This window comes from Guopingia tenuis (genome assembly GCF_014384805.1).
GTDB lineage: Bacteria > Bacillota > Clostridia > Christensenellales > Christensenellaceae > Guopingia > Guopingia tenuis.
This window is the reverse complement of sequence record NZ_JACRSS010000001.1, coordinates 273,021-297,617: the sequence shown is the minus strand read 5'-3', so window position 1 is coordinate 297,617 and position 24,597 is coordinate 273,021. Positions and strand designations below refer to the sequence as shown.

The following is a 24,597-nucleotide window of genomic DNA, read 5'->3' as shown; positions in this document are numbered from 1 at the left end:
GGCAATGAAGCAAAAGCGGCATAACGCAATCCTGGAAATCATCGAAGAGGCGACCATTGAAACCCAGGAGGACTTGGGCAAAGCCCTGCTGGAGCACGGATTTAAAGTGACGCAGGCGACAATTTCACGGGATATTAAGGAACTGCATTTGATCAAGGTGCAGACCGAGCGCGGCGTCTATAAATACGCGGTCAATGAAGCCAGCGTGGTTTTGAATACGCAAAAGCTGCTGCGGGTATTCAAGGAAACAGTTGTTTCCGTGCGCGGATCGGGAAATATTATTGTCGTCACCACGCTCACGGGCAGCGCTAACGCTGCAGCGGAAGTCATTGATAATCTGGATATCGATGGAATTATCGGAAGCATCGCCGGGGACAACACGATTTTCCTGGCGGTGGAAACAGAAAAGGCAGAACATATCATTCACCACCTCAAGCAAATATCCAAACGATAAACAGTTGGGAACCGCCATGATTCAAGAACTGACCATTCAAAATATCGCTCTCATCAGCGAGCTTTCCCTTTCTTTTGAAAAGGGGTTTAACGTACTCACCGGGGAAACGGGCGCGGGAAAATCCATTCTCGTGGACTCCATGAACCTGATTCTGGGAAGCCGCGGTGACCGGGAACTGATTCAGCATGGGAAGGAAAAGGCCTATGTGGAAGCGCAGATCTCGGATTATGAGAAAAAGGATGTGCTGGCGGAGCTGGATTCTTATGGAATCGAAGCCGGAGAATCCCTGATCCTTTCCCGGGAGCTTTCTGTTTCCGGAAAAAATGTATGCCGGATTAACGGGCGGCTGGTGAGTCTGAACGTGCTGCGGGAAATTGCCGGCAGACTGATTCATTTATACGGCCAAAACCAGCAGCAGGATCTCTTTGCGGAAAAATATCACCTGCGGATCTTAGACCAATATGGCGGAGAATCTATCACTGCCGCAAAAGAAACGCTGGGGAATGTATTTCGCGATTATTCCGCCGTCCGAAAGAGGTTGGATTCCCTGCAGCAAAACACCGCAGAAAAGGAACGCCGTCTGGATATGCTGCGGTTTCAGATCGACGAGATTTCCAAGGCCGATCTCAAAATCGGCGAAGAAGAGGGCTTGGAGCAGGAAAAAAGGCGGATGCTCAACAGCGAAAAGATTGCTTCAGCACTGGAACTTTCCAAAGAATTGTTAAACGGAAACGAGAGCATCCTGGAAAAATTAAAAGAGACCATCCATGCCATGGAAGGAATTGGCGACATGGATGAGCGGTATGCCAAGGTTTTGCAGAGCGTAAACGACGCATACTATTCTTTGGAAGACAGCTTTTATGAAATTTCCGATTGTGCGGAATCCGTTGCCTTTGAGCCGGCGCGGCTGGAAGAAATTGAAGACCGGCTGGCGCTTATCGCGGGTCTGCGGCGCAAATACGGCTCCTCTGTTGAGGAAATTTTGTCCTTCCAGGATGCTGCCCAGGAAGAACTGGAAGAGCTGGAGGGGAGCGACAGCCGAATTGCCGGATTGGAAAAACAGGCATGTGATTTGCGGGCGGCCGTGGTGCGGGCGGCGGGTTCTCTTACAGACCTGCGCAAAAAGACAGCGAAAATTTTGGAAAAGGCCATTGTGGAGCAGCTCCGGGAGCTGGGAATGAAATATGCCCAATTTTCCATTCGCTTTGAAGAAAAGGAGATTGCCGCAGAAGGCGCGGATATGGTGGAATTTTATATCACCGTCAATCAGGGGGAGCCTTTGAAGCCCCTTGCAAAAGTGGCTTCGGGCGGCGAGGCTTCGCGCATTATGCTGGCTATCAAAAATATAACCGCTATGCGGGAAGATATTTCCACGATGATTTTTGACGAAGTGGACACGGGAATCAGCGGAAATATGGCGCAGGTGGTGGCGCAAAAGATCGGGCGGATCGCAAAAGAACGCCAGGTGATCTGTGTGACGCATCTGGCGCAGATCGCGGCTATGGCGGATATCCATTATTATATTGAAAAACAGGTCAGCGGCGGCCACACGAAAACCGTTGTCCAGCGGATTGAAGGAGAGAATATTCCGCGGGAAATTGCCCGCCTGGCGGGCGGAATCGAATCCGAGCTCTCTTTGGCGCATGCGAAAGAACTGCTTTTGAAAGCAAAGGAATACAAGCGTGATTTTTGACTGAATTTGTAAAACCATACAATTCTTGACTCGCATAAAAGGACACCTTCCAAACAATACTACCTTTGAGATTATTGTTTAAAGAGGTGTCTTTTTTGAATCGGACAAGAAAAGGAATCTGCATCGGGATCACGGTTCTGATGCTGCTGGCCGTTGGATTCCTGATTATCCCGGCGGTCGTAAGCTTTGCCAACGTTCCGGATGAAATTCTCCTGATCGATGGAAATTCGCAGACGTTGGAACTGAATTTGCCATTTAACATAAAATTGCGTTCCGATACCAAGGACGTGATTAAATTCAATGGAAATAGTTTAGAGGATCAGGATGTCTATGGAATGAGCGAACCCCTGACGATATCCTCTGAAAATACCGGAACAGCCGACGTTTCCATCGACCTTTTGGGATTTATTCCCGTCAAAAATATCAAGGTCACGGTTGTCGATGAAAAATACCTGGTTCCGGGCGGGCAGAGCATCGGTGTGATGCTCTATACAAAGGGAGCCCTTGTTGTTGGGACGATGGATGTAGTGACAGAGGATGGCCAGCGGGTGAATCCAGCCAAAAAAGCGGGACTGGACCCAGGCGATGTTATTGAAAAACTAAACGGTGTGGAAATCAAAAATGCCCAGCATATGACCGAACTCATCAATAACCTGAAAGATGCGGAGGTAAAGCTCTCCATCCGGCGCCATAATGAGGAAAGGGAAATTACCATCACGCCCGTTAAGGATTCGGAAGATGGTCTTTTGAAACTGGGCGTATGGGTGCGCGACAGCACGGCCGGCGTGGGAACCCTGACATTTTATGACCCTTCCACAAAGAGCTTTGCCGGGCTTGGACATGCGATCTCTGACGTGGATACAGGAGAACTTTTAACGGTCAAAGAAGGGGAAATCGTCTCCTCGGAGATTATCGAGATCGTCAAAGGCGAAGCGGGCGAACCGGGGGAGCTGAAAGGGTCTTTCGATGTGAACAATGAAGTGATCGGGAATATTACGAAAAATACGGATTTCGGCATTTATGGCACATCCGAAAAGGGAATTGAAAATAATCTATATTCCGAGGCGCTTCCGGCCGCAAAGCGGGATGAAATCCAGCTGGGTGATGCAACATTGCTTTGCTCTCTCAATAACGAAGGGGTGAAGGAATATAAGTGCAAAATCATCAAGCTGAATGCCCAGAACTCACCCAAGCAGAAGAGCATGGAAATCGAGATCACGGATGAACGTCTGCTATCCCAGACCGGCGGAATTGTGCAGGGAATGAGCGGAAGCCCGCTTTTGCAGAATGGAAAGATCGTTGGGGCTGTTACCCATGTGTTTGTCAACGATCCGACAAAGGGATATGGAATCTATGTGGATTGGATGCTAAACGAGTTGGGAAAATAAAATCAGAATATATTTTTGGTAATTCCATGGAATTTTTTGACATATTTCGCACAATCATATTGAGTATGCCGCGGATTCGATGTATAATAAATGTGTCTTCAAACACTGAAATTCTTAATAGAGGTGCGGAACGTGTCGAAAAATGCAACAACATACTCGGTTTTGGTTGCGAGTGAAAGCAAGGATTATTTGTTGGTAATAAAGAACCATACGGAAAAGATGGGAATTTTTCATGACTGCTGTTTTGCCTTTAACGGCGAGGATGCTTTGGAAAAATTTCGTGAAAAGAAGCCGGATCTGTTTATTTTGGATGTCATTTTATCCAAAATTGATGGCTTGAGTGTTCTGGAGGCAATCAAGAATGAAGGGATTCACGGCAACTCGAAAATTGTCGTCACCTCGGCAACTGCCAGTGAATTTTCTATCAATAAATCTTTTGACTATGGCGCAGACTTTTTTCTGATCAAGCCCATTTCTTTCTTCACCTTCCGTGGGCGCATCATGGATCTTTTGCAATATAATGGGCAGAGGAAAGAGGAATCCGCGGAAAATCCGGAAAAGCATATTATTCCTCCGGCGGATGTCAAAACCGATGTGGATCAAATGTCTGCCATCACCCGCATCATCCAGAGAATTGGCTTTACCCCCAACATGAAGGGATATAAATATGTTCGTTATGCGATTAGCTTAGGCTTACAGGATGAGGCGATTTTAGGAAAAATTACCCAGGGACTTTATCCTGCCGTAGCGGAAAACTTCAATACTACCGCTTCCCGTGTGGAGCGGGACATCCGCCATGCCGTGGAAGTGGCGTGGGAAAAGGGTGATATGCGGTATATCGAAAATTTGTTTGGATATACCGTAGACGCCAACCGGGGCAAGCCGACAAACTCTGCCTTTATTGCCGCGATTGTCGACTATATCAATTTAAATAAGGTGAAAATAGATTAAAATAGCAGACATAGGCTCATTTCCTGTCGAATATAGATAGTATCGAGGTAGGCGATGAGACCCATGCAGCATAGAATCCGTTGGATGATGGATGAAATACGAAACCACAAAGCCGCCTATATTCTGGGCGGCTTTTTTATACTGGCGGGGCTGATTGCGGGCTTTGTCTCCGTTGGAAGCGGAACGCCTTCGTTTCGCTTGGCAGTGCTGCGGTGTTTTTGGGGATACCAAATGGATTACAGCCTCTTTCCATTTTTATGGAGCATCGGATTTTGGCGGGTTCTGGGATGGGCTGCTTATCTGTTTTGTTCTCTTTGGATCATTGGGATTCCGTGCATGTGCATCCTGGTTCCCCTGTATTCCGCCCTATGGAGCATGGGATGGGGAATTTTGTTTTCCATCGCGTTTCCGCTGCAGTTTCTTTGGATGGTTCCAGTTTTTTTGATCCTGTTGGGGGTCCACATAGCATGCTTCCTTCAGCTCTGCGCCTATGGAATAGAAAATATAAAAAAATGTCTGAAGGAACGCCATGTCCCCAAAACCCCTTCGGATATTTATCGGGAGGCGGCTCCGCACTATAGACGCTGCATGGCCTGCTATCTGGTCCTCCTGGGCAGTCTGGTGATGGAAGCGGTCATCCTTTCCGAATTTTATCAGGCGTTATTATAAAAATTCTTGTTTAAGGAGTGTATAAAGAAATGTTGAAGCGAATCGTCAGCTGCCTGATCGCTGCCGTCCTGTTCATTTTCTGCCTGCCTATGCTGGCATGGGCAGAAGAAACAACCGAAAATGAAACCGAATCGACAGCGAAGGCATATATTCTCATGGAAGCAAACACGCGGCAGGAAATTCAAGGGCAAAACGAGGAAAGTCAGCTGCCGGTTGCCGGATTGACTAAGGTGATGTCCTATCTGTTATTTTTTGAGGCTCTGGAAAAGGGAACGATAAAAAACACAGATATGGTCCCGGTCTCCAAAGAGGCTGCATCAAAGGGCGGAACCCGGGTCTTTTTGGATAGCGGCGCGCAGTATTCGGTCGAAACACTCCTAAAGCCTGCGATTATGTGCAGCGCCAACGACGCTGTTTGCGCGCTGGCGGAAAAAATCGCAGGAACGGAAGCTGCTTTTACAGATATGATGAATACCCGGGCCAAGGAATTGGGGCTGGGCTGCACTTTTGCCGATGCCACCGGCCTTTCTCCAGACAGCACCATGAGCGCCAGGGATTTGGGAATTATCGCCAGCGAGCTTTCCCAATACAGCGGCTTTTTCAAATACAGTTCCCTATGGCTGGATACTTTTACCCATGAAAGCGGCCGCACGACGGAAATGGCCAATTCCAATAAGCTGGTCAAAGTCCAGGGCTTTGATGGAATGGCGACAGGTTCCACCGCTCAGTCCGGCTATTCCCTAGTGGCGACGCTAAAAAATGGAAGCGCACGGTTCATCTGCGTCGTTATAGGGGATCAGAAAACCGATTCCCGCTTCACCTTCGCAAAGAACAGCATCAATTATGCGGCCGCCACATATACCGTAAAACAGATTGCCAAGGCCGGCGGAAAGGTGAAAACTGTGCCTCTGGCGGGCGGAGGGAATACAGCTGTGGATCTGTTCGCCAAAGAGGATCTCTCCATTCTTCTGAAAAAAGGGGAAGAGGCGGGATTGGAGAAAAAGGTAGAAGTAAATGAAATCCTGCCGCCTATCGCCAAAGGAACGGTTGTGGGGCGGATCATCGTCAAAACTGCCGACGGGGCCGAATACTCGGTGGCGTTGGCGCCCAATGCAGATATAGAAGAACTGACCTTTTCCTCCTGTCTCCATAAGATATTGCAAAAGTGGTTGGGATGATGCAGATATTTCCGGGGGAAAGGCAAAAAATGCTTGCAATCCTTTTTTAGAAATGATATAATGACACTGTTATGTATGTAGGAGGGTAGCAAGCAATGGATATTGTCTCGTTAATTATTAAAATAGTTTTATGTATATTTTCTTTGTTCCTGATCATCGTTGTGTTGATGCAGACTGGTGATGCAAACGCGAGTGCGGTGACTGGGGGCGCGGAAGCATTGATGGGCAAGAAAAAGGCGCGTGGTATGGACGCTTTTCTGGCAAAGATGACAAAGGTCGCAGGCATCGGCTTCATGGTTCTTGCTGTGGCGTTAGTCGTGATTCAAAGATTTGCGGTATAGATTCAAATTTCCGAAGCACCCTATTGTCAGGGTGCTTTTTTATATGATATACGAATGAGGGAGAAGATTTTGGGTATAGAAGAAACCATACAAACAATACTTGAAGACAACGAATGTCTGAGCGGAGAGGAACTATCCAAAAAACTGGGGAAGAAATATTCCCAAAAAGAAATAAAGGATGCTCTGTCCATTCTAATTAAAGAAAAAGACATTTTGAAAACGAAGAAAGGAAAATATGCTTCCCTTGCCTCTAAGGGATACTATAAAGGCCCTCTTGAGGTAAAGCGGGGAGGTTTTGGATTTGTCCGTGCCGAGGGGGGAGATATCTTTATTCCTTCGCGGGATATGAAGGGCGCGCTCAATGGCGACTTGGTTCTGGTTAAAAAGAAAAAGGAGCAGACGGGCGAAAAACGGACCGAAGGGAAAGTAGAAAAAATTTGTTCCAAGGATCCGTATGTTACGGCCGGAACCTTTGTGCGGGAGAAAAATTCTGCCTTTGTACTTTGCGATGATCCCACGCTGGCAGACGTGTATATTCCCAAAAAGGATAATAAAAACGCAAAAAACAATCAAAAGGTTTTGATTGAGATTACCAAGCGGGCGGATGGCAAGCTGAGCGCCGAGGGCAAAGTTATAGAGATATTGGGCAACAAGGGAGATCCGGGAGTGGATATCCTTTCCATCGCCCGTACTTTTCATTTGAAGGAGGAATTTCCGGAAAACGTGGCGGCAGAAGCTCGGCGGCTTAAAAATGCCGTCACCCAGGAAGAGCTCAAGAGCCGGGAAATTTTATTCAATAAGAAGATCATCACCATTGATGGGGCGGATTCCAAGGATTTGGACGATGCAATTTCCATTGAAAAGCTCAAAAATGGAAACTGGGTCCTGGGAGTGCATATCGCGGATGTGAGCCACTATGTCCGGGAAAAGAGTGCACTTGACAAAGAGGCGCTGCATCGGGGAACCAGCGTTTACCTCATCGACCGGGTGATTCCCATGCTGCCCCGGGAGCTTTCCAATGGGATCTGTTCCCTGCTTCCCAATGAAGTGCGGCTGACCTTGTCCTGCTTTATGGAAATCGACCGGCGGGGCCGTGTGGTTTCTCATCGGATCGTGAACTCCGCAATTATTTCCCGGTTCCGGATGACATATCGCGATGTCAATGCGATCCTTGAGGAAGACGATCCCATTCTAATCCGCAAATACGCCGATATTTACAGTGATTTGAAAGAGATGGAGGCCCTGGCCGAAGTACTGCGGGATGTTCGTTTTAAAAAGGGAAGCATTGACTTTGATATTGAAGAAGGAAAAATCGTCCTGGATGAGATGGGAAAGCCGGTGTCTATCGGTATCCGGGAGCGGCGAACCGCCGAAAAGCTCATTGAAGAGTTTATGATTACCTGCAACAATACCATTGCCGAAGAATACTTTTTGGCAGAGCTTCCGTTTCTCTATCGGATTCATGAGGTTCCGGACGGCGAGAAAATGCGGGAGCTACGGATCTTTTTGCAGAATTTCGGGATTCGGATGCGTGGTGTGCAAAACGGCATTCGGAGCAAGGATATTCAAAGAATTTTGGAGGAATGCAAGGGGGAAGAGAGCGAGAATATCATTAACCGTGTGACGCTGCGTTCCCTGCAAAAGGCAAAATATTCCCCAGAAAATCTGGGGCATTTCGGCCTGGCCTCGCATGCGTACTGCCATTTTACATCTCCCATTCGGCGGTATCCGGATCTGATGATTCATCGGATCATCAAAGAGAACCTGGCTGGAAAGATGAGCGCCAAGCGCATTGCAAAGCTGGAGAAAGAACTTCCGGAGATCGCCTCAAAAACCAGCGAGAGGGAGCGGAACGCCATCGATGCGGAGCGCAAGGTTGACGACATCAAAAAGGCGGAATACATATCGGAGCATATCGGGGAACGTTTTGAGGGAATTGTTTCCGGGGTAACTCCTTCGGCAATTTTTGTGGAGCTGCCGAACACCGTGGAGGGGGTAATTCCTCTTTCAGAATGCAAAAATGATTATTATACATACCATAAGGAACTATATTGCGTCATTGGGGAGAGAACCAAGCGCAAAATCAGCCTGGGAGATTCGGTGAAAATTCAGGTAAAGGATGTGGACGTCGATACGGCGCGCGTAGAATTTTCTTTGCTCCTGGGGGTTCAAAAAAAGAAGAAAGTGTGATATACTTAAAAACCCAGCATAGAGAGGAGGGGTGTGCCGGTGTCTTCGGGAATAAAAATAATAGCAAAAAATAAAAAGGCGCGGCATGATTTCTTCATTGAAGAAACCTATGAGGCTGGGATTTCCCTTGTGGGAACGGAAGTGAAATCCATCCGCATGGGAAAGGTTAATCTGAAGGATTCCTTTGCACAGGTCAAGCGGGGGGAATTATTTGTTCTCAATATGCATATCAGTCCTTATGAAATGGGAAATATTTTTAATCGGGATCCATTAAGGACGAGAAAGCTCCTTATGCATAAAAAGGAGATTGCAAAATTGAGCGGATTGACAGCTGCCAAAGGATATTCTCTGATTCCCTTAAGCCTATATTTGAAGAATGGCCTGGTAAAGATGGAAATTGGCCTGGCCCGAGGGAAAAAGCTCTATGACAAGAGGCAGGATTTGAAAGAGAAGGCAGTAAAACGGGATATCGACAGCCATTTAAAGGCGATTCGATAGAAAGACAAACATCGGTTTTTAGCGAAAACGGGGGCGTACTTGGCTTCGACGGGGATCGTTCTAGGGTAGATAAGCAGGCCGCAGTGCCCAAAACTGCGTTAAAAAAGTGGGGTTTAAAAATAAACGCTAAAAACGAAAACACACAATTAGCTGCTGCTTAACGCAGCTACGTCCAGTATCCGCTCTCTCATCGGCTGATATGCGGGCGCCAATTTAGATGGGGAACTGCTTTATCCTTGCTCCGGGGATGAAGATGGATTATTGGAGCTACTCAATGGCTGCCTGTGGAGAGGGCATGCCGGAGGGGAAATATCGTGCTCTCCACTAAGCCTGTAGAAAGTTTATCAAAGAGGTTTTCGGACAGGGGTTCGACTCCCCTCGCCTCCACCAAACACCAAAAAATCCGCTTAACGCTTAAATAGCGGGTTTTTGTTTTGCCTTTACACGTTTTTATAGGAATATTCTGTTTGTAGATTCAAAATATATCTATACTATATTTCCGAAATAGAAAGAGAGCACCTCGAAAATGAGGTGCTCTCGGATGGGAGTATAAGAGAGGCTATTCTTTAGGAAGTAGATGGGGCAGTAAAATTTGCTCCCGTATATAACCAGTCCACGCAAATACTGGTTCGTGATCCATTTTGCGATGCGAAGGTGCGAACTTCACACATTGACCAAAGCTTTGTATTGGGGTCTTGCGAACGAATTCGCATCCAATGCATCTCTTGAGACATCGTATAGACCAAATCATCCAGTGTCAGACTACTCGAAATCGTAACATTATTATTAGTTTGTGTTTCGATTGTGGAGTCATATATACTGACACGACGAATATCAGCCAATACGGAGGTTCCGGTCGTCAACGGTTGAATGGTAAGCCGCAGGCTGGTTGTTGACGTATTCTGGGCTGTCAATACCAAATTTATCAAAGGAATACTGATTTTGCTGCCTGTTGCCGATAAATCTGCATTATAATATTCCATATTGGATTTTAAATTTGGGCTGATAAGATCTTCCGTATCCGTTTTGAAACGAACCTTATAACTGGTTTTTGTATTTTCAGCGACGGTAATTTGCGGGGATACCCCGGTTGCTCCCTGCGGTCCTACATCGCCGGTGTCACCTTTAGGGCCGATTTCTCCTTGTTCACCCTGGGGTCCTGTAGGTCCCACGGGTACAACAAAATCAAGGGAAACTCCAGTCTCTGTAGGATTTACGGTGACGGAGGCAAGCTCTCCGGACGTTACCGCGCCGATAGCCACCGTGGGAGTTGCTCCTGTCGGCCCCTGCGGACCTACATCGCCAGTGTCACCTTTAGGGCCGATTTCTCCTTGAATACCTTGAGCTCCCACGTCGCCTTTCTCTCCCTGAGGGCCCGTCACGCCGACAGGGCCTTGTTCACCCTGGGGTCCTGTCGGTCCCACGGGCACGATAAAATCGAGGGAAACTCCGGTCTCTGTAGGATTTGCAGTGACAGAGGCAAGCTCTCCGGACGTTACCGCGCCGATAGCCACCGTGGGAGTTGCTCCTGTCGGCCCCTGCGGACCTACATCGCCAGTGTCACCTTTAGGGCCGATTTCTCCCTGAATACCTTGAGCTCCCACGTCGCCCTTTTCGCCTTTCTCTCCTTGAGGGCCTGTTGCGCCTACGGGACCTTGTTCACCCTGGGGGCCTGTAGGTCCCACGGGTACGGTAAAATCAAGGGAAATTCCGGTCTCTGTAGGATTTGCAGTGACAGCGGCAAGCTCTCCAGACGTTACCGCGCCAATAGCCACCGTAGGAGTCGCTCCTGTCGGCCCCTGCGGGCCTATTTCACCTTTGTCACCCTTATCGCCCTTCGTGCCGGCGGGTCCCATCGGACCTTGTTCTCCCTGGGGCCCTGGGCAGCCCGCATCTCCCTGCGGTCCCTGGGGGCCCATTTCACCCTGGCGGCCTTGTTCCCCTTGGGGGCCTTGCTCTCCTTGTGGACCGCGGATTCCCGGATCCCCTTTATCGCCCTTGGGTCCAGCCGGCCCGGCGGGTCCGGCATCTCCTTTGGGCCCAACCGGCCCCGGATCGCCCTTGGGGCCCATAGGCCCGGGGTTGCCCTGGATGCCCTGCGGACCAATAAAGCCTTGATCTCCTTTGGGGCCTATATCACCGCGTACACCTTGGGGTCCACGCGGGCCCTGCAATCCGGCCATTCCCCGCGGACCTGCCGGGCCAGGGCAGCCCTGTTCTCCTTTAGGCCCCTGTGGGCCCTGCGGGCCACGCTCTCCTCTGGGTCCCTGCGGCCCCTGAGGCCCAGGAACACCCTGCGGGCCCTGGGGGCCCTGCATAACTGCATAATTATCGCCTGTTGCGGGATAAGAGCAGCATCTATTCGAATTGCATCGATAATAATCCATATTTTTCTCCTTTTATATGAAAGTAGACCGCGCCCCTGCAGCTCATTTTGCCGGGTTTGAATCATTTTTATTGGTATCATCCGAGATTTTTTCATTTAGCCGCTGGCTTTGTGTTCCAAAATAAAATGCAATGACAACAGAAAAAACTGTTAAGAAGTCGTGTCCCGAGATTTTTCCAGTGATGGAAAGATAAGCAAATACGGCCGCAAGTACAATGGTTACAATGCTTTTTACACACAGCAGATTGTTTAATCGTTTCATCCATATAGAACGCATAAATTATATCACTCGCCTTTCAATGATCGCATATATCCCATACATATGTATATCTATCAAATAATGTTACGAAAAGAAACAGAATAAAAAATCCCCGCCAAAGGGCAGGGAAGGGATTATAGCAATTATATTTTTATTCGGCGGCAAAGAAAACCTTATCTTCCGCCATATAACGGTGTACAGAAAATACACGCTCTAAAATCCCGGAGCGGAGGCACTCCTCTGTCGGGCCATGAAATACGATCTTTCCATCGTCTAAAACGGCCAGTTGATCGGCATAACGCACTGCTTGATTCAGGTTATGCATCACCACAAGAAGAGTCTTTTTATTTTTATGCTTCATTGTATCCAGCATAGCCAAAAAGGCATGTTCATAGGCCATATCCATATATGTCGTTGGTTCATCCAAAACGAGCAGCCGGGTATCCTGCGCAATAGTCATGGCGAGATAGACCTTTTGCCGTTCCCCCCCGGAAAGCGTATCTACATAGCGCCCGATGAGCTTTTCAATACCAATAGCGTGTATGGCTTTTTCAACCATTTCCTTATCATGCGGCGTCATATGACGCCCGATATCCAGATAAGGGCTGCGTCCCATGGCTATGAGCTCTTCCGTTGTGATATGCGGAGATTTCAAAGCCTGCGGCAAGAATGCGATCAGCGAGGCCCGTTCCCTTGGGGGCATAAGCGCTAAGTCTCTTCCGGAAAAATGAATTTCTCCGCGGTAAGGGGTTATCTGGTTGATACAGGAAACCAAAGTGGATTTGCCGCAGCCGTTTTTTCCAACCAGTGCCGTTAAGGTATGGGGAATCAAACGCAGGTTAATTCCATCCAAAATTTGTTTTCCGCTTCGTGCAACCTGCAAATTATTTATTTCAAGCATGACCGCGCCTCCGAAACAGAAGGATCAGGAAGAAAGGCGCACCAATGGCCGCCATCACAATGCCAACCGGGATCTCTGTTGGGGCAAAGAGAGTGCGTCCCAAGGCATCTGCCAACATGACGATAGAAGCCCCGCAGAGCGCCGAACTCACGAGAACCTTCGGCATACTGCCGCCGGTGATCCGCCGCGCCATATGAGGAACAATCAGCCCGACAAAGCCAAGAAGGCCGGCGAAACTGACGACCGCGGCAGCAGAAGCAGAGGAACAGATCAGGCATATCATGCGCAGCCGCTTTACCCGTATTCCAAGCGACGACGCCAGACTGTCTCCCAGACATAAAACCGAAATTTGCCGGGAGAGAAGCAAGGCAGCCCCCAGGGACAGAAAAATGAGAACCGCGGGGATCCATAGAGCCCTCGTAGTCACACCCGAAAGCCCCCCGATGGAAAAAGCATTATATGCAGCAACGACGTCCGTATCCAAAAGGGAGAGAAAGGAAATTCCAGCATTGAGAATGGCAGTCAGGGCCATTCCCGCCAGAATAATCGTTACCTTAGATGTCCCGATGCGGTTGGCTGTCCATAAAATCAAAAGCGTTGCTGCAAAGGCACCGCAAAAAGCCGAAAAGGGGAGGGCAAACACTGCACCGGGAAATATGGAAAGCGTAAGAATCGTCATAAATCCCGCCCCCGAATTAACGCCAATGATATTGGGACTGGCAAGCCCATTATCCGTCACACCCTGCAGAAGCGCCCCCGAAACGGATAACCCAACCCCTGCAAGCAGCGCGGCCAGCATGCGGGGAAGGCGGACATAGCGGATGATTATGGAAATCCGGCTGTCTCCATCCGAAAACAATCCCTTAAATATATCACCAACAGACAATTCCGCACTGCCCAGCCAAAGAGAAATAAACATGGAAAGCAGGAGTACGGCGGTCAGAAGAGCAAATATCCAGTTTTTTCTTTTTTTATTATTCTCCATATAACAGCCCGGCTAAAAAGGCATATGCCTCGTCCCAACGATTGTTTGGTTTAAACTGAAATAGATCCTTGGGAAGATAGGAATAGTTTCCCGTCTGCACCGCCGTCAGGCTCTGCCAGGTAGGTTCAGCCAGTACGGAATCCATATATTTTTTTGCAGCCTCTTCATCACCCATTGTGGAAATAAAAATATAATCGGGATCCGCATCAATAATTTCCTCAATGCTCAATCCATCCAGAAGAATTGGGGCATTATCTGCAATATTATAGGTACCCATCTCTTCAAGCATGGCAGCCGCAAAGTGATCCGAAGCGCGTTTTGCCTTGGTGGCGGATGCGCTGCTTCCCGCACGGATGAAAAGGATATTTTTCTTATCCGATGTTTCCTGCGGGGCAGCAGAAAGTATTTTATCAACCCGCTTGGCAACATCGGCTCCATATTCTTTATAGGCGGCGCTGTCACCGGTAATATCCGTGCAGATTTTGAGCATATGGAGATATTCATTAAATGTGTCCACATGGAAGCACGCCGCAGGAATTCCGGCCTCATTCAGCAATGCTGCCGCATCGCTCTGGGCGGCAAGGTCCGCAGAGCAGATGACGAAATCCGGCGCCGCATCCATCAAGGCTTCGCTGTTGATGGTTTTACCGGCGCCGCCGTCTACAAGAACAGCATCCTGGGAGGCAAATCCCCGCTCGACGCTTTCTCCGACGGTGATATCCACTTTGCCTCCCGCCAGCTCCCAAACCTGGGCAAAGGAAGAGAATAGGACAGCGACGCGTGTGGGTTTTTCCGGAAGCGTAATTTCAACGCCAGTGTCGTCCGTGAACTGATAATACACATTCGCACTGTCCGCCGGCCCTGCCTGCTCGGTTGCGCAGGCAGAGAGGCAGAACAGCGAGAACAGCAATACCGTCAGGAAGGCGACCCGTCTCCTATGATTTATCAGCATGTAGCACCGCCTTTTAAATGCTTTTGCGCGGCTATATTTTCCGCCTTGCGCTCCAGAAGACCATTGCCGAGCAGCTGTTCCTGGACATTTTCAAAACCCAGCCGGGCGACAGTATCTGCGAAGCGTTCCCCAGTGATACCCTGTTCACGGAACAGAAGGATCGCCTTTTCCACCACATCCAGGACTTCAGATTCATTGGTAAACACTTTTCCAAGATACTGCCCTCTGGCAACCTTTTTACCCCAGCGTCCGCCGATATAAATGCGATAGCCGTTGGTATAATTGACAAAGGCTTTGAAAGGACATTTGCCTATGCAGCGGCCGCAATGATTGCAGACCTCCGGCTGAATTACGATCTTCTTGTCCTGAACAGAGGCCGCATGAACCGGACATACCTTTTCAATCTGGCATACTTTGCAGCCGCGGCACTTTTCCATATCGACCTCGGGAACCCGCTGGCCAACAATGCCTAAATCGTTCAGATCCGGTTTGACACAGTTGTTCGGACAGCCGCCGACGGCAATTTTAAATTTATGGGGCAGTTTTACATCCCGATATCCCAGATAAAAACGCTCATGGATTGCTTCAGACAGGGCAAAGGTATCGATCAAGCCATATTGGCAGGTTGTTCCCTTGCAGGAAACCACTGGGCGGACCTTGGAGCCGGTTCCTCCGGTCTGGAGCCCCGCCTGCGCCAAAAATTCCTGCAAGGGTTCAATATTTTCAAAGGGGACCCCCTGAATTTCCAGAGTCATGCGGGTAGTCATTGTAATTTCACCATTGCCGAAACGCTGCGCGGCTTCGGCAATCGCGGCACTTTCATCCGCGGTGATTTTTCCGTTGCGGGTAATTACCCGTCCATTAAAACGGTCCGGGCTGTTTTTGTCCCAAAGAAACCCCAGAGCCTTAACGCGGGTGATCTCCTCCGGAGATACGGCAGCCTGCGCATTTTTCACACGAACATCGCTGAAATATGTCGCCCCTTCCAGAACGGCAGTGTTCGTATAGCCGAAATAGCGCAGACGGTTTTGCAGCAGATAGGCACGTTTGCCCCTTCTGCATACCAGCAGGAGCTTTTCATCTTTGCCGATGCCATCGATCGGCCCATTAACCTCCGTGAGATTTATATACCGTGCACCGCGGATAGAAGGGGAGGGATTGACGTCGATAACCGTATAATCGGCTGCTTTTCCATCCAGATATTCTTTGGGCGTCATGGATACAAGCTCTCCCGAAAGCTTATTCAGCAGAACATAAACCGCCTGAACGAAGGGATGGATGGCGGTAGAAAACGGGGGAGCATAGGCAAAATCTCCATTTTCATAATCCTCCAGCCTTGCATTCAGCTGTATGCCGGTAACCGCCATATCGATCAGCTTATCCACACTGCCGGTGCCCAGCACCTGCGCCCCCAGCAGTTTATGCGAAGCGCGGTCTGCCAGCAGTTTGATAATAAAATTGGAGGAATCCGGGTAATAATGCGCCTTGTCATCCGTGACCATCAACGCCGTCACCACGTCATAACCCGCCGCCTGTGCCTGGGCTTCCGTGAGGCCCGTACGGCCGCAGTTCAATTCCGGCAGTTTTACAATGCCTGTCCCCAAAACGCCAGGATATCTTTTTTCTTTTCCCGCCAAAACCTGTGCCAGAGTCCGTCCTTCGAGATTGGCGGAAGAACCCATGGGAGACCATTGCCGTTTTCCCGTGATTCGGTTGGTGACCATAGCGCAATCGCCAACGGCATAGACATCCTCCAAATTGGTGCGCAGCTGTTGGTCAACCAGAACTTTTCCTTGTTCCAATTCCACGCCGCTGCCCTGCAAAAACGCCGTGTTGGGGCGGATACCCACCGCCATAATTGTCATCTCACAGGGAAGGAGCATGCCTTCGGTCTGTACTCCTGTCACACGGCCGCTGCCTGCGAAGCGGAGAGCTTTGGTGTTGATCAACACACGAATCCCTTTTTGTGTCAAATGTTTTTTGATATATCCGGCCATTTCCGGATCAAAAATCTCGGGAAGGAGCTGACCTGCGGCATCAATAACGGTTACCGATACACCTTGGGCCTTTAAATTCTCCGCCATTTCCAAACCGATAAAGCCACCGCCAACGACAACAGCCCGTTTTACACCGCCATCTGACACAAAACTGCGGATGCGAATGGCATCTTCCGGTGTGCGCACGGAAAAAATACCCTCCTGTTCGATTCCTTCAATGGGAGGAAGAACAGGGGAAGCGCCCGTGGCAATAATCAATTTGTCATAAGCGAGCTCCTGTACTTCACCGTCATCCTGTTTACGGACCGTCACTGTTTTTTTCTCCGCATGAAGGGCCGTAGCCTCCATGCCCGTTATTACCTTCACTCCCGTCAGGGCCGTATATTTTTCCGGGGTGTTGACGATCAGCTCCTCCCGGCTCTCGATGAGGCCGCCTACATAATAAGGAAGACCGCAGCCGGCATAGGAAATATCCTTATCTTTGGTTAAAATAGTGACATCCGCACTGCGGTCCTCACGTTTGAACTTTGCCGCAGCCTTTGTTCCGGCGGCAACACCGCCAAGAATTAATACTTTCATTTTATTTTCCCCCTTTCAGGCATCTTGGAGCTGCTTTTTATGGCAGCAATTTACAACATCTTTGCATTCCGGACGCATTTTAGCGCATACAATCACATCTCCGCCATCGATTTTCAGGGCTTTCCCGCCCACCAACGCATCTGCAAGCTTTTTGCGGGCATTGCCATAGATCCGCGCTGCCGTGGAACGGCTGACTCCCATTTTTTCGGCGCAGGCAAGCTGGTTCATATTTTCCCGGTCGATCAGTCGGATGGTTTCATATTCATCATAGCTCAAGACGACCGTTCCTGCGGCCTTGCTCCCATCGGGAATAAAACCGCATATATTCGGCCTGGAACAGATCCGTCTGCATTTTTCTGGTCTTGCCATAAAAACCTCCCTTTCCCATAACTTCAATTATAACTATTTATGAGAATATGTCAATAATTCCAGGAAGAAATGAACAAACCAGAAAAAATAAAGGGGCAAAGCCATAAGAATGGATGGCTTTGCCCGTGTTCAAGTCTCTCTTTATATAGGTCTGCGCAGCCGCAGAATCGTCAGATTGACTTCGCCGTCTATCGCGTTTCCAGAGCCAGAATACGTCAAAGAAAATGTCGTTTGAGCGGGGACTGGAATGATGATAAACGCCGATCCGCTGGCGCTGGAGCCATTGGTCGAGGTGGCAAAATAGATTCCGCCGGTGATATGTGCGGCGCCATTATAGGAAGGGGTAATCTGCATATAATTGGCGCTCCGAAAAAGGGCGGAAACCTTATAAGAAACCAGGTAATAGCCGGGCTTCAACGTTATATGGGAAGCGTCGGCGGCTACAATATTTCCCGTTGGGTCAGTTACATCCGGAAATAACGCAATAGGAGAACCGACGATAAACTGGGATTGATAGGCATAAAAAGAGGCAAAAACATCGTCTGGAATTTCGCTGGACGGGCCGGTTGGTCCGGTGGGGCCCGTCACACCCGTGGGACCGACAGGGCCAGTTGCACCCGTGACACCTGCCGGACCTGTAGGGCCAACGGCCCCTGTAATTCCTGTCGCTCCAGTGCTTCCCGTCGGGCCTGTGGGGCCTGTAGCCCCAGGTAACCCGCTCTGCCCTTGCGGTCCGGCAGCGCCTGTCGCTCCGGTGGGCCCTACAGGACCTGTGGGGCCAGTCGCGCCCATGGAGCCCGTAGCCCCGGTGATTCCAGGGGGGCCAGCCGGGCCTTGGGGGCCAATATCGCCCATAGCACCCGTAGCCCCGGTTGCTCCGGTTGGTCCCAGCATGCCTGTCGGTCCCATGGCACCGACAGGTCCTACAGGGCCGGTAGCCCCCGTAGGGCCTGTTGGCCCAGTGGCGCCATTTTTTCCCGGGGGACCAGGAACCCCCGCAGGGCCAGTCGGTCCGGTAGGGCCCACACAGCAACGCGGCTGACAGTTCATGAAACAATTTTGACAAGATTTATGTGGATAAGGATCGTTATAGCAGTTCATATTCATCTATCTTTCTTTTTATTTTTTACTGCTATTATATTCCTGTCATTTTTCTGAGGTTCCGGATTTTATGGATTTCTTTTCCATAAAAGAGTATGATACATATACAAAGAAGTGGCTTAAATTTTTTACTCGTCTAAAGGGATTCGTCTGGATGACATCGGCTGCACGGGGAATAGCCTTTTTCCTTGGCAGCTGACAGCTCCATTGGGATTTTACTGCTTTTGAGATAAGAGCAGGAGGAGCGATGATATTTTTTCCCTGTTTTCGTGATATAAACCGTGCTTTCCGTGGAAATTTCCTGCCCGCTGGTTCCATCTGGGGATGGAGGAGCGGGGGAGAATTCCGGAGTGCAGCTGGGACCAGGTCGTTTGGAAACGGAAAGCCAAACCGAATCTCCGCTGCTTTCAAAAACGATGGTTCCCTGTTGGGAAGTCAGAAAAATTTCAGCTCCGGTTTCCTTCAGGCGATTGAGAGTATCTTCCGCGGGATGCCCATAGGAATTTTCTAGACCGACAGAAATGACGGCATACTTCGGGGAAGCCTTGTCTAAAAACGCAGCGGAACTGGAGCCGGAGCTTCCGTGATGTGCAACCTTCAATACGGTACAGGAGGGATCGGAAATCCAACTCTCCGCCGCCGCGGATATATCCCCGGTAAACAGAAAAGAGGTCGCCCCATACTGTACCTTGCAGACAATAGAAGCGTCGTTCAGATCATCTGACAGAGCTGGATCTGCCGGGGATAAAATTTCCGCATGGCATTCTTCCTGGTCATAGATGACGGTTCCGGCCGTTCCGTTATGGATTTTCAACTGTTTATCCCGGATGGTCTGCAACAGCATTTCATATGTCCTGGACGTATGTGTGACCTTAGGCATATAAATTTCGCCGACCGAAAAATTATCGATGACCTCTGCCATTCCGCCGATATGGTCGGCATGGGGGTGCGTAGCGATAATATAGTTGATATGCGTGACCCCTAGGGATCGTATATAGTGAATAATGCGCGGGCCGTCGCCGGGATTTCCGGCATCAATCAAGAGCGTTTCCCCACCGGGAAGCTGCAAAAAGGCACTGTCTCCTTGCCCCACATCAAGAAAATGTACCTTGAGCGGGGCGGCGGAATTCCAGGAAGGAGAGAGGGACTGGCTTTCTTGCGCTTTTTCCGTTTCTATCGCAGAGGCTGCTGAATCCGGAATGGAAGAAAAGGCGGCAGGCGGCGGCTGTCCAACTCCGCAGGCGGAAACAAAAAGGGATAGACATAAAAAAAGACAAAACAAGAGAATGCAGGGCAAAACGTGCTTTTTTTGAGGTTTCATTATGTATATTCTCCAAGAAGTATTGTGTAATACAATAATAATATGTATTATGTGCATATAATGTCGACATATGTAAAAGTAAAAAGCACACGGGATAAAATATATTGTATCAGGAGGAAAAATGCGTTTATTTATTGCCTGTCAATTTTCAAGGGAAGCACAGCAGGAGATAGAACGTGTAAGGGATGAATTGCGCCGGCATGCGGAAAAAGGAAATTTCACCCGCAGTGAGAATTTTCATCTGACCCTTGCCTTTCTTGGAGAAATCGGGGAAGAGAAGATCGACAGTATCAAGTGGTGCATGAAGCAAAGTGCCGGTCCTGATTTTAATATGAAACTACGGGGGATGGGATGTTTTCCGCAAAAGGACGGCGGCTTATATTGGATGGGTGTACAGGCGCCGCCAGAATTATATGCGCTTCGGGAAAACCTATATCGTCTTTTGCGGCAGGAGGGCTTCTGCCTGGATCCAAGGCCGTTTCGTCCGCATATCACGCTTGGCAGGCGCATCCGAATGGATCAGCCGACGAAAACCATTCGGATGGTACCCATAATCAGCCATGTGAACCACATTTTTTTGATGCAGTCTCAGCGAATTCATGATAAGCTTGTCTATAAAGAAATTTGGAAAACCCCATTGGGGCTGAAGGATGGGCCAGAACAGCGGTAAACTATGCTTTTGCCTATGAAAAGCCGATTGGACAGACTACGATTTTGGAAAATAGGCATGGAATTACAAAAATTATCTTTGGGCCTTTGCCCCAAAGCGAAGACGCGGCATTGCGTGAAATGCCTCTACCTCGCCGCATGGCAGAGGAACTTCGCGAATATTTTGCCGGTTCCCGAAAGGATTTTGCCATCCCATTGGATCCTTCCGGAACGGAGTTTCAAAAGAAAGTTTGGAATGCACATCGACATATCTCATATAGAGAAACTCGAAGTTATGGGGAAATTGCCCGGATGATCGGCAATGAAAAGGCCTGCTGGGCGGTGGGAAGGGCAAATTACCGGAATCCTCTCGCGATTGTTGTGCCGTGCCACCGTGTTATTGAGGCCGACGGAAGCATGATGCCTGACGGGATATAGCGCAGGACGGCAGCTGAAGGAAACGCTGCTCTAGCTGGAAAAAACGGCTGGCTACTAACGGGAAGAAAAATACCGCACATTGTAAAGATAGGCCGGATGCTGAGGCTTCAGTGCGCCGGCTTTTTCATTATATTCTTTCGCTCTGGCCGTATCTCCCATGCGGTCATAGCAGACGCAAAGCTGCATATAAGGGATAAAACGATAGCAGTCCTGTTTTAAAAAACCCTGGTTTTCTTCCGGCCGGCAGCGAAGCGCCTGTTCATACCAAAAAATAGCGAGCGAGTATTGCTCCCGGGATAAAAATATCCGGCCGATTTCGCAGCAGATTTCTGCCCGGGGAGCCGCATAGTGAAAACTGGAAAATAGCGATTGAAGTGCAGAATCCTTTTTCCCCAACGCATCCAGGCAATAGGCAAGATTCAGGCATGCCTCAATCTTATTCTCTATCCATCCCTGGCCTTCTTCCAGAAAATCCCGAAAAATATGGCCTGCCTCATCATATCGGCCATGATACATCAGCTCCCGGCCATAATAAAATTTTTCCCGGGGTGAAAGGGTTTTGCCGTCTTTTATCATTTTTTCAAATATGCGCAGGTTGCGGTCGGGATCGCCGGGCTTTATTTTCTTATGGCATACGGCGATATCCGTTTTTAAGATATTGCCAAACGGTGTGATCACTTCGTGAATCGCACCCTCCCAGACGGGCTGGGCCGCACGGCGCAGCAGGCGCTCCCGGTCATACACAAAAGTTGGGTTTCCCAGTTCATCAAATCCGGCCAGATATTTCATCATGACGACATCGACAGATGGATCCAAATCTTTTTTTAGCTGCAATATTTTTTCCTGGTCTTCCGGGCGGACAACATCATCCGCGTCCAGCCACATGATATAATCCCGGGTTGCTTTGGAAAAGGAATAATTGCGGGCTGCTGCAAAATCATCTGTCCAGGGAAAATCGAATACTTTTTTTGTAAAATTTTCTGCAAGAGCTTTTGTCCCGTCAGTGGAACCCGTGTCCACCACGATGATTTCGTCTGCAAAGCTCTGCGCGCATTGAAGACAACGCCCAAGAACATTCTCTTCATTTCTAACAATCATACAAAGACTAATTTCAATCATAATCTTTCTCCTTATTATCTGCTGCGCGGCAAATTCATCCTTTTTTACTTTCTTATCAAAGCTCTCTCTGCTGAGCCCCATCCCAGCATTGACTCCCATTTTCTTCTGCTTTAATTTTAAGAATCTGTAACCCTTCACCGCCGGGCGCCATACTAATATAGTGTATGGTAATATCTGTCCGGTGTGCATATATTTGTACGGACGAGATAGATGCTGCCGCAGACAATTATTTAGGAAAGGTGATTTGTATTGGCAAATAATTTTTTTATGGGAAGAATGAATCCCTTTGGCTTTGACCGCCAAAACGGAAACATGCAAAATGGTGCCAGAATCCCGAACACCGCGCAAAATGCGGGTTTACAGGGGGCGAATTGTCCGCCGCCCGGGCCTGGGCCGTGTCCCCCTCCGCCATGCCCGCCTCCTTGTCCGCCGCCCGCACCGCCGTGCTGCACCGGCCCTGTTGGTCCGACAGGCCCTATGGGTCCCATAGGACCTATAGGGCCGCAGGGGCCCACGGGGGCAACCGGCCCCACAGGAGCGCCTGGCCCGCAGGGTGGGGCGACAGGTGCCACCGGGCCTACGGGACCGACAGGCCCCACGGGACCCATGGGAATTCCGGGGCCTCCTGGAATGAATGGGGCTATGGGGCCGACAGGTCCAACTGGAGCGACAGGGACAAATGGTATGAACGGCGCTATGGGACCCACTGGGCCGACAGGCTCAACCGGCGCAACCGGCCCCACTGGAGCCACTGGGCCCACGGGGCCGACGGGTGCCAATGGAGTAAATGGCGTTGCAGGCGCGACGGGGCCGACTGGACCGACAGGCGCTACAGGACCTGCAGGGACCAATGGGGTCATGGGACCCACTGGGCCCACGGGGCCTGCAGGAACCAACGGGGCTATGGGACCGACGGGCCCCACGGGCCCCACGGGTCCGAGAGGTGAAATTGGTTTACAGGGAATTACAGGTCCCACCGGCCCACAGGGTTCCACTGGTGCGGCAGGCCCCACCGGCCCCACAGGACCCACAGGCCCGACAGGTGCTACAGGACCTGCAGGAACTAACGGTGCGATGGGGCCAACAGGTCCCTCGGGAATGAATGGAGCTATGGGCCCCACCGGGCCCACGGGTGCCACTGGAGCCACAGGGGCAGCAGGTGCTGCTGGTGTCACCGGAGCTACAGGACCCACGGGAGCAACAGGTGCATCCGGAGCAGTTGGGGCAACAGGTGCCACTGGGGCTACGGGTCCTACGGGAGCAACGGGCGTTGGATTGACCGGCGCCACTGGAGCTACAGGACCCACAGGCCCGACAGGGCCTACTGGCCCCACAGGACCAACAGGACCAACTGGTCCTACAGGAACGACAGGAGCCGCCGACACGATTGCTGTTCGCAGCACGACAACTGCCGAACCGGAAGAGCAAGCATCTGTAACGGATACGGTTGCTGACGGCATTCACACCCTGGACTTCGTCATTCCCCGCGGCGCGACAGGTGCCGACGGCGCCACAGGGCCAGAGGGGCCGGAAGGACCGGAGGGTCCTGCGGGCGCGACGGAATCTCTTGTGGTCCGCAGCACGACGACAGGTCAGCCGGGAGAAGATGCCTCCGTGACGGATACGCTTCAGGATGGCGTGCATTATCTGGACTTTGTCATTCCCCGTGGAGAGCCGGGGCCCGCAGGTGGGGAGCCGCCTTTAGTGGCCGCCTATAGTCTGATTACGGCGAGAACGACCATCCCCGCTGGCACGACGCAGATGGTTCCTTTGCAGATTGTCCGCTCTTATAATGTTGCAGACGGCGGCAATAGGCTCATCGTTAATGAGGCTGGAACGTACCTTGTGAACTTCGGGCTATATTCCTCTGCGGGAAGCGGATCCTTCGCTATTGTCAGTGACACAGAGCGGAATGTCTATCCCATCGAGACGGGCGGGCTTTCCTCGATGATTATGATAAAAACTTTGAATGCGGGAGAGAGTATCTATGCGGAAGTAGAAGCGGGGGCCTCGGATGTTGTTCTGGGATCGCCCAATGGAGCTGACGGATATCTGACCATTACCCGGATAGGTCCCATGATGTAACAAAAACGAAAGAACAGGAAAGTGCAGCCAATTCGGCTGCACTTTTTTGTTGGATGGATGGAAATTTATGATATAATAAATCTGCAAAAGAATAG

The 24,597-nt window shown here is 50.1% G+C and carries 21 protein-coding genes, 1 other RNA gene and 1 pseudogene; 13 read left to right on the top strand and 10 right to left on the bottom strand.

Translation table 11 applies throughout. The features are described 5' to 3' along the window. Positions 1-4: 4 nt before the first annotated feature. The 10 genes from argR (at position 5) to ssrA (ending at position 9,752) form a co-directional block, all read left to right on the top strand. Positions 5-454: an arginine repressor gene (argR, locus tag H8693_RS01465; RefSeq protein ID WP_249279494.1), complete on the top strand. Its 450-nt coding sequence runs from the start codon at positions 5-7 to the stop codon at positions 452-454. 16 nt (positions 455-470) lie between these two features. Beyond that, on the top strand, positions 471-2,147 hold the full coding sequence (gene recN / locus H8693_RS01460) for a DNA repair protein RecN (protein WP_249279493.1): 1,677 nt from the start codon (positions 471-473) through the stop codon (positions 2,145-2,147). Positions 2,148-2,242: 95 nt separating this feature from the next. Next, positions 2,243-3,535, top strand: coding sequence for a SpoIVB peptidase (gene spoIVB, locus H8693_RS01455; protein WP_249279492.1), 1,293 nt, complete (start codon positions 2,243-2,245; stop codon positions 3,533-3,535). Between the two features lie 90 nt (positions 3,536-3,625). After that, positions 3,626-4,486: a sporulation transcription factor Spo0A gene (spo0A, locus tag H8693_RS01450; protein WP_283243715.1), complete on the top strand. Its 861-nt coding sequence runs from the start codon at positions 3,626-3,628 to the stop codon at positions 4,484-4,486. 63 nt (positions 4,487-4,549) lie between these two features. Further along, entirely contained in the window at positions 4,550-5,155 is a 606-nt protein-coding gene (locus H8693_RS01445; protein ID WP_249279490.1) for a hypothetical protein, read from the top strand. A 29-nt stretch (positions 5,156-5,184) separates the two neighbouring features. After that, positions 5,185-6,333: a D-alanyl-D-alanine carboxypeptidase family protein gene (locus H8693_RS01440; protein WP_249279489.1), complete on the top strand. Its 1,149-nt coding sequence runs from the start codon at positions 5,185-5,187 to the stop codon at positions 6,331-6,333. Between the two features lie 95 nt (positions 6,334-6,428). Further along, positions 6,429-6,674: a preprotein translocase subunit SecG gene (gene secG, locus H8693_RS01435; RefSeq protein WP_249279488.1), complete on the top strand. Its 246-nt coding sequence runs from the start codon at positions 6,429-6,431 to the stop codon at positions 6,672-6,674. Between the two features lie 54 nt (positions 6,675-6,728). Next, a complete protein-coding gene (gene rnr, locus H8693_RS01430) occupies positions 6,729-8,864 on the top strand; it encodes a ribonuclease R (RefSeq protein ID WP_249279487.1) in 2,136 nt (711 codons plus the stop codon). Positions 8,865-8,897: 33 nt separating this feature from the next. Continuing rightward, positions 8,898-9,362, top strand: coding sequence for an SsrA-binding protein SmpB (gene smpB / locus H8693_RS01425; protein WP_249279486.1), 465 nt, complete (start codon positions 8,898-8,900; stop codon positions 9,360-9,362). Between the two features lie 29 nt (positions 9,363-9,391). Continuing rightward, positions 9,392-9,752, top strand: a transfer-messenger RNA (tmRNA) gene (ssrA, locus tag H8693_RS01420). A 176-nt stretch (positions 9,753-9,928) separates the two neighbouring features. Here ssrA and H8693_RS01415 read toward each other — a convergent pair. The 9 genes and pseudogenes from H8693_RS01415 to H8693_RS01375 all read right to left on the bottom strand — a co-directional run bounded on the left by H8693_RS01415 (position 9,929) and on the right by H8693_RS01375 (position 20,212). Continuing rightward, positions 9,929-11,218, bottom strand: a complete 1,290-nt coding sequence (locus H8693_RS01415; protein ID WP_249279485.1) for a collagen-like protein — start codon at positions 11,216-11,218, stop codon at positions 9,929-9,931. A 573-nt stretch (positions 11,219-11,791) separates the two neighbouring features. Continuing rightward, positions 11,792-12,010 (bottom strand): hypothetical protein, encoded by a 219-nt coding sequence (locus H8693_RS01410; RefSeq protein WP_249279484.1) that lies wholly within the window; start codon positions 12,008-12,010, stop codon positions 11,792-11,794. Positions 12,011-12,158: 148 nt separating this feature from the next. Then, entirely contained in the window at positions 12,159-12,908 is a 750-nt protein-coding gene (locus tag H8693_RS01405; RefSeq protein ID WP_178620893.1) for an ABC transporter ATP-binding protein, read from the bottom strand. Next, positions 12,901-13,893 carry a FecCD family ABC transporter permease gene (locus H8693_RS01400; protein WP_249279483.1) on the bottom strand — a complete coding sequence of 331 codons (993 nt, stop codon included), beginning with the start codon at positions 13,891-13,893 and terminating at the stop codon, positions 12,901-12,903. The genes H8693_RS01405 and H8693_RS01400 overlap by 8 nt, the downstream gene beginning before the upstream one ends. Beyond that, the gene (locus H8693_RS01395; RefSeq protein WP_249279482.1) at positions 13,883-14,845 is read right to left on the bottom strand and encodes an ABC transporter substrate-binding protein; all 963 of its coding nucleotides are present in this window, start codon (positions 14,843-14,845) and stop codon (positions 13,883-13,885) included. The genes H8693_RS01400 and H8693_RS01395 overlap by 11 nt, the downstream gene beginning before the upstream one ends. Then, the gene (locus tag H8693_RS01390; RefSeq protein ID WP_249279481.1) at positions 14,839-17,421 is read right to left on the bottom strand and encodes an FAD-dependent oxidoreductase; all 2,583 of its coding nucleotides are present in this window, start codon (positions 17,419-17,421) and stop codon (positions 14,839-14,841) included. Before H8693_RS01390 ends, H8693_RS01395 begins: the two co-directional genes overlap by 7 nt. Before the next feature lie 15 nt (positions 17,422-17,436). Then, the gene (locus H8693_RS01385) at positions 17,437-17,790 is read right to left on the bottom strand and encodes a DUF134 domain-containing protein (RefSeq protein ID WP_178620885.1); all 354 of its coding nucleotides are present in this window, start codon (positions 17,788-17,790) and stop codon (positions 17,437-17,439) included. A gap of 678 nt (positions 17,791-18,468) precedes the next feature. Further along, positions 18,469-18,813 (bottom strand): annotated as a pseudogene (locus H8693_RS10810) (hypothetical protein); the annotation flags it as partial. Positions 18,814-19,027: 214 nt separating this feature from the next. Beyond that, the gene (locus tag H8693_RS01375) at positions 19,028-20,212 is read right to left on the bottom strand and encodes a ComEC/Rec2 family competence protein (RefSeq protein ID WP_283243713.1); all 1,185 of its coding nucleotides are present in this window, start codon (positions 20,210-20,212) and stop codon (positions 19,028-19,030) included. 121 nt (positions 20,213-20,333) lie between these two features. Here H8693_RS01375 and thpR point away from each other — a divergent pair, with 121 nt between their 5' ends. Then, on the top strand, positions 20,334-20,882 hold the full coding sequence (gene thpR, locus H8693_RS01370) for an RNA 2',3'-cyclic phosphodiesterase (RefSeq protein ID WP_178621904.1): 549 nt from the start codon (positions 20,334-20,336) through the stop codon (positions 20,880-20,882). After that, a complete protein-coding gene (locus H8693_RS01365) occupies positions 20,837-21,298 on the top strand; it encodes a methylated-DNA--[protein]-cysteine S-methyltransferase (RefSeq protein ID WP_330605673.1) in 462 nt (153 codons plus the stop codon). Before thpR ends, H8693_RS01365 begins: the two co-directional genes overlap by 46 nt. A 54-nt stretch (positions 21,299-21,352) precedes the next feature. On the opposite strand, the gene H8693_RS01360 is transcribed toward H8693_RS01365, so the two are convergent. After that, a complete protein-coding gene (locus tag H8693_RS01360; protein ID WP_249279479.1) occupies positions 21,353-22,417 on the bottom strand; it encodes a tetratricopeptide repeat-containing glycosyltransferase family 2 protein in 1,065 nt (354 codons plus the stop codon). A gap of 477 nt (positions 22,418-22,894) precedes the next feature. Between H8693_RS01360 and H8693_RS10770 the strand changes: the two genes are divergently transcribed. Continuing rightward, positions 22,895-24,502: a collagen-like protein gene (locus H8693_RS10770; RefSeq protein ID WP_249279478.1), complete on the top strand. Its 1,608-nt coding sequence runs from the start codon at positions 22,895-22,897 to the stop codon at positions 24,500-24,502. The last annotated feature ends 95 nt before the right edge of the window (positions 24,503-24,597 follow it).